The sequence below is a fragment of the Desulforhabdus amnigena genome (assembly GCF_027925305.1).
GTDB classification, from domain to species: domain Bacteria; phylum Desulfobacterota; class Syntrophobacteria; order Syntrophobacterales; family Syntrophobacteraceae; genus Desulforhabdus; species Desulforhabdus amnigena.
In genome coordinates, this window is record NZ_BSDR01000001.1 from 541,794 (window position 1) to 553,652 (window position 11,859).

At 52.3% G+C, this 11,859-nt stretch carries 7 protein-coding genes and 1 pseudogene; 2 read left to right on the forward strand and 6 right to left on the reverse strand.

Going from position 1 to position 11,859, the window contains the following annotated elements; genetic code table 11:
• Positions 1 to 107: 107 nt before the first annotated feature.
• Positions 108 to 1,448: pseudogene (glgP, locus tag QMG16_RS02440) on the reverse strand (glycogen/starch/alpha-glucan family phosphorylase); the annotation flags it as partial.
• 414 nt (positions 1,449 to 1,862) lie between these two features.
• On the opposite strand from glgP, the gene QMG16_RS02445 reads away from it, so the two are divergent.
• Entirely contained in the window at positions 1,863 to 3,428 is a 1,566-nt protein-coding gene (locus QMG16_RS02445; RefSeq protein WP_281792077.1) for a sigma-54-dependent Fis family transcriptional regulator, read from the forward strand.
• Positions 3,429 to 3,445: 17 nt separating this feature from the next.
• Here QMG16_RS02445 and QMG16_RS02450 read toward each other — a convergent pair whose 3' ends face one another.
• From QMG16_RS02450 to QMG16_RS02470, 5 genes are all read right to left on the reverse strand, one after another.
• Positions 3,446 to 4,324 carry a MerR family transcriptional regulator gene (locus QMG16_RS02450; protein ID WP_281792078.1) on the reverse strand — a complete coding sequence of 293 codons (879 nt, stop codon included), beginning with the start codon at positions 4,322 to 4,324 and terminating at the stop codon, positions 3,446 to 3,448.
• A gap of 1,003 nt (positions 4,325 to 5,327) precedes the next feature.
• Positions 5,328 to 6,383: a PDDEXK nuclease domain-containing protein gene (locus QMG16_RS02455; RefSeq protein ID WP_281792079.1), complete on the reverse strand. Its 1,056-nt coding sequence runs from the start codon at positions 6,381 to 6,383 to the stop codon at positions 5,328 to 5,330.
• Positions 6,384 to 6,833: 450 nt separating this feature from the next.
• The gene (locus QMG16_RS02460) at positions 6,834 to 7,607 is read right to left on the reverse strand and encodes a TetR/AcrR family transcriptional regulator (RefSeq protein ID WP_281792080.1); all 774 of its coding nucleotides are present in this window, start codon (positions 7,605 to 7,607) and stop codon (positions 6,834 to 6,836) included.
• 38 nt (positions 7,608 to 7,645) lie between these two features.
• Positions 7,646 to 9,919 carry an NADP-dependent malic enzyme gene (locus QMG16_RS02465; protein WP_281792081.1) on the reverse strand — a complete coding sequence of 758 codons (2,274 nt, stop codon included), beginning with the start codon at positions 9,917 to 9,919 and terminating at the stop codon, positions 7,646 to 7,648.
• A 74-nt stretch (positions 9,920 to 9,993) separates the two neighbouring features.
• Positions 9,994 to 10,191, reverse strand: coding sequence for a hypothetical protein (locus QMG16_RS02470; RefSeq protein ID WP_281792082.1), 198 nt, complete (start codon positions 10,189 to 10,191; stop codon positions 9,994 to 9,996).
• 957 nt (positions 10,192 to 11,148) lie between these two features.
• Between QMG16_RS02470 and QMG16_RS02475 the strand changes: the two genes are divergently transcribed.
• Positions 11,149 to 11,817: an OmpP1/FadL family transporter gene (locus tag QMG16_RS02475; protein ID WP_281792083.1), complete on the forward strand. Its 669-nt coding sequence runs from the start codon at positions 11,149 to 11,151 to the stop codon at positions 11,815 to 11,817.
• Positions 11,818 to 11,859 lie beyond the last annotated feature (42 nt).

The window sequence follows — 11,859 nt, forward strand, 5'->3', positions numbered from 1 at the left end:
TGCATTCCCGAATGTGTTTGCATAGATACTGAGATCCTTCTTCAGTTTCAGACGTGCCGGGCACAAGTGTTCCGTTTTTCAACTCGGCTTTCAGCCGCTCCCACGCATCAATCCAAAGCGACGGGGACCGGTTTGGCGTTCCAGATGTCCCTGCAATACTCTCGGATGGCGCGATCCGAGGAGAACTTGCCCATACGGGCGGTGTTCAGGATAGACATGCGTGTCCACCGATCCCGGTCGCGGTAGGCCGCATCGACCTGTCCCTGCACATCGACGTAGGACGCAAAATCGGCAAAAAGCATGAAGGTGTCATGGAAAAGAAGCGAGTCGACCAGGGGTTTGAACAACTCCCGATCGCCGTTGGAAAAATCGCCCGAACGGATACGCTCGACGACCCCCTGGAGCTCCGGGTTCCTCGAGTAGTATTCCATGGGCTGGTATCCGCCCTTTTGAAGCGAGCACACTTGCTCGGCCGTGAGCCCAAACAGGAAGAAGTTTTCCGCGCCCACTTCCTCTCTGATTTCAACGTTGGCCCCATCCAGGGTCCCGATGGTCAAGGCGCCGTTCATGGAGAGCTTCATGTTCCCGGTTCCCGAGGCCTCCTTGCCGGCCGTCGAGATCTGCTCCGACAAGTCGGCGGCGGGGTAGATGAATTTCGCGTTCTTGACGTTGAGATCGGGGAAGAAGACGACCTTGATGCGTCCGGCCACGTCAGGGTCGTGGTTGACCACCTCGGCCACGGAGTTGATCAGCTTGATGATCCGTTTGGCCATGAAATAACCGGGGGCGGCTTTCCCCCCGAATATAAAGGTCCTCGGGCACATGTCGTACGCCGGGTTCTCCTTGATGCGGTTATAAAGGGCAACAATGTGCAGAACGTTCAGATGCTGGCGCTTGTATTCGTGGATCCTTTTCACCTGGATATCGAAAAGCGATGACGGATCAACTTCGATCCCGGTGCGTTCGCGGATGAGTCCGGCAAGAGTCTTCTTGTTCTCGTGCTTCACCCGGCGCCATTCCTCTCGAAAAGCGGTGTCGTTGACAAACTTCTCGATCTGCCGAAGCTCTTCCGACCTGCTGATCCAGGTTTCGCCGATCTTTCCCGTAATGAGACGGCTCAAGCCGGGATTGCTCAAAACCATGAACCGGCGCGGTGTGACCCCGTTGGTCTTGTTGCTGAATTTCTCCGGCATCATCTCGAAGAAGTCACGCAAAACGTCTTGCTCGAGCAGCCGCGTGTGGAGCTCCGCGACACCATTGATGGCATGGCTGCCCACGCAGGCCAGGTGCGCCATGCGCACATAACGTCCCCCGCTTTCGTCGATGAGGGACATCCTGGCCACGCGGGCTTCGTCTCCCTGGAACCTGTTCCTGACCTCATCGAGGAAACGACGGTTGATCTCGTTGATGATCTCCATGTGCCTGGGGAAGAGAGCCATATAGAGGTCGTTTTTGCCGGGGCCTTCCAGGCCTTCCAGAAAACGTCCCTGGGTGTAGAAGAGGTGCTCGCGGAACGTGCGTCGCAAGCCCTCGATGCTCATGTCTGAACGAGCGGCCATGGAACCGATCCCCGCGGATTCCCCGAGATTCATTTTATTTACTGTTTTCTTTGCCATCTTGTCCTCCATCGTGCTTGTGACCCAGCGACTTCAACCCGGTCGCGCTTGCATCCCGACATTTCGATAGAGCAGTAATCATGCCAATCTAAATTATGCTATAAAATCCATTAATTAAATAGAATGATCTTGTCGTGCCCGAACGTTTCGTCCTATGGGACGAAATTCATTGCCCTATGGTCCGAATGCGTGCTATGTTCCGGGAAGATGGTGACTTATGCCGCCAATGGCGGAGAAGAGGAGGGAATGAAAATGACAAACGTGGACGAGGACCTTTTTTTTCGCGAGGCAACGCTGCGTCTTTGCAGCAGCCTTGATATCCAAGTGGCCCTGAATCGCTGTTATGAATACATCAGGGCTTTCATTCCTGTGATGCAGGCTCACCTGCACATACTGGATTTTGAGCAGAATGTGCTACGACTCGTGGCATTGGTCGGCGCCGTCTTGCCGGAAGGCGAAGAGCACATCCTGCATTTGCCCGAGAAAGGGCGCCGTGAGGGAGCAGCCTTCTGGAAAACCGGAGAAGTCATCCGGATCGTGAACCAGCCGGATCCAATCAAGGTGAACCCGGAGATACTCCGAAGGCTTGGATTCAGAGAGAACGTTTCATATATGAGCATGGTCCTGGAGCTCGAAGGGAGCCGGATCGGGAACCTTGGATTGATGGCGGACGGTGTGAATCAGTATACCGATGAGCATGCCCGGCTGCTCAGGCTGCTCCGGGAGCCGATGTCCATTGCCATGTCCAATGCGCTGGAGCACCAGGAGGTCATCCGGTTCAAGCAGATGCTGGCTGACGATAATAAATACCTGCTGGATGAACTGCGCTCGGTTTCGGGAGATGAAATCATCGGTGCGGACTTTGGCCTGAACATGGTCATGAGAATGGTAGAACAGGTGGCCCCCCTTGACAGTCCCGTGCTCTTGCTCGGTGAAACCGGTACGGGAAAGGAGCTTATCGCCAACGCGATCCACAGCTCCTCCCCACGCAAAGACGGGCCGTTTATAAAGGTGAACTGCGGCGCCATCCCTGAAACGCTTCTGGATAGCGAGCTATTCGGTCATGAGAAGGGTGCTTTCACCGGTGCCATCAGCCGGAAGAGAGGGCGCTTCGAACGTGCCGACAAGGGTACCATCTTTCTTGACGAAATAGGAGAGCTCCCAGCCCAGGCCCAAGTGAGGCTTCTGCACGTCCTGCAGAGAAAAGAGATCGAACGGGTGGGTGGAACCAGTTCCATACCCGTGGATATCCGTATCATATCGGCCACCCACAGGAATTTGCAGGAGATGGTGGGTTCGGGGCAATTCAGGGAGGATCTGTGGTTCCGCATCAATGTCTTTCCCATCATGATCCCGCCTTTGAGGCAAAGAAGAGGCGACATCCCATCCCTGGTGCACCACTTCATCCATCGGAAATCCATGGAGCTTAAGCTCAAAGAAAGGCCCAGGCTCGCCCCCGATGCCATGGACACGCTCACCGCCTACGACTGGCCGGGCAACGTACGAGAGCTCGAAAACACGATCGAGCGAGCTCTCATACAGCACCGTACCGGTGGACCGCTCTCATTCGAAGCGCTTCTTCCCCTGGCAGCTCCCGACAAGGTCGTCCAGAGCCAAAGTAGTCAAAATGAGCCTCTCGTGCCGCTGGATGAGATGAACGCCCGGCATATCAGGAGAGCCCTGGAGAAAGCAGGCGGCAAGATCTATGGACCGGGTGGGGCAGCGCAGATCCTGAACATCAATCCAAGTACTCTACGCAAGCGCATGAACAAGCTGGGAATTTCCTATGGCAGGAAAAGCTGGCGTCTTTGATTCGATGTAATACCTCTTCATTTATCAAGGATGAAGCCATTGGTTATGAAGTCAAAAATGAACGGTTCGATTTGCTCGTAGGTGTATTTTCCACTTATCGTGGTTCTCAAGCACATGATTTCGATGATTCCGGTCAGCGTGTATGCTGTGAGGTCTGGATCGATTTTTCGAAATATGCCTTCCTCAATTCCTTTTTCTATGTCCCGGATGACGGGTTGGGTAAGAGCATGATAGGCCTTCTTGATCTTCTCGTGGGGCCACTGGTCTTCGCCGACCATTTCAGCACGCAACTGATTCAAGATCTCATTGTATTTCAAGTAGTTTTCATAAAAGATCCTGCCCCGGATCGACAACCTTTTAACGATGTTCTCCTCCTGCTTCAAGGCTTCCCTTGCATCGCCGATGATAGCCCGTATCACCGCATCCACGACATCGACGAAGAGCTCCTTCTTGTCTTCAAAGTAGATGTAGAACGTACCGGTCGAGATACCCAAGGAGGCGGTTATGTCTCTGACTTTGACCTTTTGGTAGCCTTTTTCGGAAAAAACCTTGATGGCCGCGTTGACAATCTCCTGCCTTTTCTTGTCCTTCGCCTTTGTGGTGTTAGTAATCTCTCTGGCCGCAGGTTCGTGTGAATCCCTGTTCTCGCCGTCTCTTTCCTCCAGCTCCGCCAGGCTCTCTTTGAGAAACGAAAGCGGCATCCGGCCCGCAGCCTTGATTTTTTGAATGTTTTGAAGCCTTTTGAGATGACTCTCGTCGTAGTAGGCCATCGTTCGGCCGCTCTTTACAGGCGGATGGAGCAAGCCTTGTCTCATGTAGAAGTGTATGGTCGTCCTTGGGACGCCCGCTCTCTTTTCCAGCTCATTGATCCGCATGAACCCTTTATTGCTCATCATCCGCTCTCCATTTTGGTAATGAATGTTCATTCATCACTATATAGACTACTGGAGGCAACCGCGGATGTCAAGCTCTCCACCAGTGCCTCCGTGCTTCCTTCATCACCCCCTTCACACGCTGGACTCTATAGAGTAGAATTCTACAGAGTCCAGGCGTTTCTTTTTGCGTCCGAAGCGAATCAGTCTGCTGAACGCCTTTTCTCATAGAAATAACAGTAGCTAATCCAGTCTCTTACAGCTGTTCACCCGATTTTGGGTTGCAGAATGTTTATCCGTTGACAGCCACAACACTGTCTAGTAACTATAGTCACGAATGTTCGTTCGAACTATGTAGACTAATGAAAAGAGATCTCAACAGCATCCCGCAGAGCTGAGCCAATGGGGTTCCCGAAACACAGGCATGGTGCAACTAAAGCTTCGGCTGCGAAAAAGGGGTAAAGATGAGTAAGAGCAAAATCGCGATCGTCGGCATTGGAGAAGTCCCCACGGGAATCTATCCACAGCGATTGCCCTGAGAAATCATTTAGTAGTGCTGTTGACATCTGTTAATTAGAACCCAAATGTCAACAGAACCTAGCGTAATTCTCATCTAAATGAAACGGAGGCAGATGGTTTTTCTTGGATTGTATCCAGGATCTCTTTAATCCCCAATTGTTTTGCTTCCGCCGGAGCCACTTTTCTCTTGGATGTCCCCCGCTGAACCTTACATAGCGGCCTTCAGCTTCGAGAAGGGCTGCACCGTCTCGTCACTCCATCCGTGTCAGGCTGCATCACCTTGTGTCCCAAGCAGCAAATCGTTGCTACGACACTCTCTGCATGGTTCCTATACGATTGTTATCCCAAATTTTCACGGTCTTGAGCATGATTTCCCAACCAGGAGCTATCATCGGAAATACCGCTCTTCAACTTGACTTTAATCATGTCTGGTGAATACTGTCCCCGAACACATAACTTCAAAGTTGGCAGCCCGCCGGGTCTTATCCTCCATTTTTACAGATGGAGCTCATTCTTCCCTCTCACCGACCAACAATCGCCGCCGAGCAATCTCTATGGACTGATGCAGTTTGGCTTGCAGAAGCTCACGGGGAGGCAGTACAGTCAGGTAATCCGCCACGCGAATATTGCTTCGGTCGAGCTGCAGCAACTCCACATGCTCTTCGTTTTTGCCGGCACACAAGATGAGGCCGATGGGCGTGTTCTCTCCCTCCACCTGTTCATATTTTTCCAGATAGCGAAGGTAAAGCTCCATCTGCCCTTTATAGGCAGCTTCAAATTCGCCGATTTTGAGGTCGATGGCCACGAGGCTCTTCAGCCGACGGTGGTAGAATAAGAGATCAATGTAATAATCACGGTTGTCGATGGTGATGCGCTTTTGCCGGGCCAGAAAGGCGAAATCACTACCCAACTCGATAAGGAATCGCTGCAGTTCGGCTACAATGGCCGACTCCAGATCCCTCTCGGAGTAGCAATCCGCCAATCCCAGGAAATCCAGCACATACGGATCGCGGAAAGCTAGATCACAAGAGAGCCTTCCTTCCTCCCGCAGCAGATACAGGTCCTGGCGTATGGTTTCCTCCGGCTTCCTCGATATGGCAGTGCGCTCAAAGAGCATGGACTTGATGCGTTCTTGTAACTGACGAACGCTCCAGTGTTCGAGACGGCAGATTTGTATGTAGAAGTCCCGTTTGAGCGGGTCGTCGATAAACATCACGGTTCGCAAATGCGACCAGGTCAATTCTCTACACAGTGTGTAGAGATTTTGCTCGTCCGAGAAAATCTCCGCAAATCGAAGACAATGCCACAAATGCTTTTCGCCCCAGCCCCTTCCATATTCGCGAGTCAGTTGTTTTGCCAATGTTGAGACAATCTGCTTGCCGTATTCAGCCCTCTCGCCCCTTAAGACCTCCGCGTTGATCCGCCATCCAATCTGCCAGTAGAGAAGAGTCAGCTCGGCATTGATCGTGGTTGCCACTCGTGCACGGGCAGCGTCGATCAATTGCCGAATGTCCTCCACCAGCGGCGTATGAGAAGGTAACGACACTTTGTTTTCAGTGCTCATGTAAGCGTGATCCTCCCATTTCTACAGTATTCCTGCATTTGATTCCCTGATCTTGAGGGCGTGTGTCTTGTCGTGGCAAGCTTTCAGAACGGCGATTTCGGCGTCCGGTTACTCCTACTATCACAGAGGACTATAAACGCCATTCCGACGATCCTGACAAGAAGATATTTTGCATGGATCAGCCATAGGAAACAAATTTTGGATATAGGAGTCAAGTTTGCGTTTCTGAGGAATACCTCAAAGCTATCCACACGTTAGGGTGTGCAAAAAGGGAGGAACGGTGTGAAGGCAATGATGATGTGTATGGCAACTCATACGGCGCTGATTCTGATGAGACAAGCAAAATTGGAGTTGTTTACCGCGTCTTAAAGACGTCGCGGCGATGGCTGAAAGTTTTGTTGGAGGATAGAGAATGATTCACAGAGTAGAGTCCCGCATAGTAAGTCAACATCATTTGTGCATTTTGGACTCCGCATGAAGGATAAAGCGAGATGTCGGGCCGTTTTGGACCGCATCCAAAGGTCGTCGGTCCAGCTCTTGCAAAGAGTGCACAAAACCTGAAGGCTGGTTTCTGAACCGAGCAGGCTGATCGACTTCGTCGCCACTGGAAGTACATGATCTTCTGCCGTTGGTAATAATGAGATCAACCGCATTCACGTAGTGGTGAATACTCAATCTATTCGGGAATAAACCGCCATCCACCGGAGCTCTCTGAATGCAGCGGAGCATTCCCGTAATGAGCAGAAGTATGCTTTGCAGGTCCTTTTCAAAAATTTCTCCGTCCCCGACGCCACGACGTAAGATGTCGCTGAGAATAGCTTCTTCAAACCAGCTGCATCCGTAGAGCTCGCAGCAGGGAGTCTCTGATCGCGGGCCGAACAGGAATCCGTTTACCAGCCGGACCACGTCAGGATGATCGTGAACAAGGCCTTCGATACCGTAAAAAAGGGAACGGAGACCCGTTCTCATGTCGGCAGATGGAGGCACCGAAAGATTCAACCTGTCATGAAAGATCCTCATGGCTTCGCCAAGGATGGTCAGGTACAAGTTCTTCTTGCTTTTGAAGTAGTAGTAGAGTGTGGGCTTGGTGACACGCGCTGCCCTTGTGATCTCGCCGGTCGATGTCCCTGCATATCCTTTGTGCGCAAAGAGGGCTGCTGCCACATGAAAAATCCGGTCCCTCGCGTTATCATCATTCTGCCTCGCAAAAGCTTCTTCTTCCAATGCGGTCTCTCCTCCTCATTGACAGACCCCCTCCACGATCAGTGCTCTCCCATGACACACTGGTGGTCTTGTGCATCGATAACCGCAAGAGAAGCTGTATTGACGATATCTTCGACTTCGCAGTCACGCTGCAGAACATGAATGGCCTTGTTGGTTCCCATCAGAATGGGACCGATCGCTTTGGCCCCCCCTAAACGGGCCATGAGCTTATAGGCGATGTTTCCAGACTCGAGGGATGGAAAGACGAGGACGTTCGCCTTTCCTTTCAACTGATTAAAGTCATACACAGAGTTGAGGATTTCGGGATCCACGGCCGTATCGGCCATCATCTCCCCATCAATGGCCAGGTCCGGACGCCGTTCCTTGACGATCTGGGTTGCACGGGCAACTTTTTCCGTATGAGGATGGCGAGTGCTTCCGAAGTTGCTGAACGAAAGCATGGCAATGCGAGGCTCGATGTCCAGATGCTTTACCGTATCGGAAGCGCAGATCGCAATTTCCGCAAGCTGCTCGGATGTCGGCTCTATGTTGACCGTGGTATCGGCAAAGAACATGACGTCGTTCTGGAAGACCATCATGTACAGACCGGCGATGACAGAAGTCTTCTTGTCGAGAGGAAGTGTCTGCAGGGCAGGCCGAATGGTTTCCGGATAATGCTGGTTGACACCTCCCACCAGCCCGTCGGCGTCGCCCACCTTTACCATCATGGCACCAAAGTAATTGGGATCATGCTGAAGCAGATGCCGGGCCTCGCGACGCGTGATTCCCTTGCGGCATCGGAGCTTGTAGAATTCCTCGGCGTAGTCATCGAGATGCTCGAACGTCTTCGGCTCGATGATCTGGACTCCATCCAGCTCCAGGCGAAGCTTTTTGATTTCTCTTTCGATCTCCTGTTTGGGTCCCAAAAGGATCGGACTGGCAATGCCTTCGTCCAGGATAATCTGACAAGAGCGCAGAACTTGATGATTCCCGCCCTCGAGAAACACAATCCTCTTGGGCTCCCGTTTGGCCTTTTGCATGATTCGATGCATAATCTCGTGGGATCGCCCCAGACGGCCTTCCAGGTTTTGCCGGTAGGCATCCCAATCGTAGATGGGCTTTCTGGCCACCCCGGTTTCAACCGCCGCCCTGGCCACCGCTGTGGATTCCCAGATGAGGACGCGTGGGTCGAAGGGCTTGGGGATAATATATTGTGGCCCAAATTGGAGGGACTGCCCGCCATAGGCCTTGATTACCGAATCGGGCATATCTTCTTTCGCCAGCGCGGCAAGTGCGTACACCGCAGAGATCTTCATTTCATCGTTGATGGCGGTTGCGCTGACGTCCAGTGCGCCGCGAAAGATGAAGGGAAAGCCGAGCACGTTATTGACCTGATTCGGGAAATCCGAACGTCCCGTAGCCATGATCAAATCACTGCGTACCTCCAGGGCGTCTTTGTATCCAATTTCCGGATCAGGATTGGCCATGGCGAAAATAATGGGTTTATCTGCCATGCTTTTTACCATTTCCCTGGTAACCAGGCCCGCAACGGATACCCCGGCAAATACGTCCGCGCCTTTCATGGCATCCGCCAGGCTCATCGGTTCGGAGCCGTTGGCAAGCCGCTCCTTGTATGGATTCATGCCCTCTTTTCTGCCCTTGTAGACAACGCCTTTTGAATCCACCAGGTAGACGTTCTCCCGCCTGACGCCCAGCTTTATATAGAGCTCCGCACAAGCGATACCTGCAGCACCCGCTCCTGAGAAGACCACTTTGACTTCGTTGATCTTCTTTCCCTGCAGTTCGAGTGCATTGAGCAAAGCCGCCCCGGAGATGATCGCCGTCCCGTGCTGGTCATCATGAAAGACGGGAATATTCAGGATCCCTTGCAGACGCTCTTCGATGTAGAAACATTCGGGAGCCTTGATGTCCTCAAGATTGATCCCTCCAAAAGTCGGCTCGAGTACCTTCACGACACGGATGATCTCGTCTGGATCCGTCGAATTCAGCTCGATATCGAAGACGTCGATATCTGCAAAGCGTTTGAAGAGCACGCTTTTTCCTTCCATGACCGGCTTTCCGGCAAGCGGTCCGATGTGCCCGAGTCCTAGCACGGCCGTTCCGTTGGTGATCACAGCCACGAGGTTGCCTTTGGCAGTGAATTCAAAAACCCGGTCCGGATTCAATTCGATCTCGCGGCATGGTTCGGCCACACCGGGGGTATAGGCCATGGCCAGATCTCTTTGGGTGGAACAGGATTTGGTCGGCTGGACCTCGATCTTTCCCGCACGCCCCTGGCAATGGTACTGTAGGGCATCTTCTCTTCGAATCATGTGAGCTCCATATTGGGCAATCGGACATCAATACAAAACAATCAGCCGGTTTGGTTCGCCGGGCTCCGGTCCTCCTAACCGATCAGACTACACCGGAAAGGTTTAATGACGCCATGGACATCCTGCTTGGGCCGATTTCTGTCCACCAGCAGGTCGTTGATGCGGTTCCACCGGGCGTTGCTGTAATACCTGCAGCCCTTTCCTCCATTAAAGAATTCGCAGTGATAGGCGCTCACATACTTCTCATACTTTCCGCAGTATTGGATGATCATAGGCTTCACTCTCCCCCACTCGCTCTCGACCATTGGGCAGCCAGCTAAGGCAACAGCACGTCCGAACCCAAAGCACCTTCTCCAATCACTTTCCTTTGGTGTCTCAACAGTGAATGCTCTGCAGCAGGCGTCATCAATAGCAACAGTGGATACGGAAAAGATAAAAACACCTAATAGTGACACTAAATGGTGAAAATACTAAATGCGTGTCAAGCTGTTTGTCAAGCAATTTTTATCAGGGCTTTTTTAACGTTGGAGACTACATTGGAGTGCTCGATGTAGCCCAGATTCCTCCGGCCCACGGATTTCCTTGTCGAGTGGTGTTGATAAACGGAGCAGGCGGAACGGGTGCTACGGCTTGAGGACAGAAAAACGGAAAAAAGGACTTGACAGAGAATCCGAAGCGCATATAAATGTCACTTATCGGTATCACTTAAAAGTAACACGATATAGATAAACATTGATCGCGATCAGGTGACCCCAAAGCTCAGTTCCTCCGGAGAGCTGTTGCCTCAGGTTCGAGCTGGCATCCGAGTTTGCTGACATTTTCCCACCCCCTCGATCGAAAGAGCTTGCCTGCTGCGCGTACCCAAAAACGCTGGAGCTGATATCCAACAGCTGTTTCGTCGGTCAGGCAGATCGAAGAGCTGGGTTTGGATTTTTCAGAGTTTACGTTTGAAAAGACCAAGACTCGGTTCGTTACCCTCGAAATGCATCCAGAAAGTAAACCGGGGCGTATTATCGGCGGCGGCCTGGATACCGCAGGCATGGCCAAGTAATGGATAAGAGCGCCGCGTGAGGAAGTGAACAAGCGAGCAGCTGCCGGATGCATGAGCAATGGGGTTTCATTCGCCATTGAACGTCGCGGTTCCCAATCGGAGGGAATGAAAATGGCACCGCGAATTCCTGAAACTCATCCGTGAAGCGGCCGTACGAAAAGAAAGGGGAGAAGGACTTATGGAGCGAGTGTTTAGAACCTTGATGACAATATGCATGATTGTGATGCTGCCTGATCTTGCCGTGGCAGCAACGAATGGCACGCAACTCATAGGGATTCGTCCCATTTCCAGATCAATGGGCGGCGTTGGCATCGCCTACCCAATGGATGCAATCAGCGCTGTTTTCAGCAATCCTGCCGCCATGTGTTTCGGTCCCTACTGTCCGAATTCTCAGGTTGATTTCGCCGTCTCATTTTTGGCGCCCAACAGCAGCGCGAGCGTGACGGGACCTGGTGTAGGAGGAACGATCAAAGCCGACCCCAATAACAATGTCTTTATGATTCCCGCCATCGGGCTATCCATACCACTAACACAACTAACCAAAACGATGCCGTTATGGCGATTCGGTCTGGCGGCCTACGGCACATCCGGCCTGGGTGCTGATTATCGAGGTACAGACTTGGACCAGCCCAATTTTTTCGGCCCCGGGATACCCCTCATTACCGGTGCGTACACCAATCTGCAGACCGTCAAAACTGCTCCGGCCATCGCTTTTCGCCCCTTTGATTGCTTATCATTTGGTCTCGCCTTTCACTTGGACTATGAGAGCCTCGATCAAAGGTACGGCTCTTCTTACGATTACGGATTTGGTGCTCAAATAGGGGGGCATCTACAATCCTACAGATAATTTCTCTCTCGGCTTGACCTACATCTCCCCGCAGAATGTGAC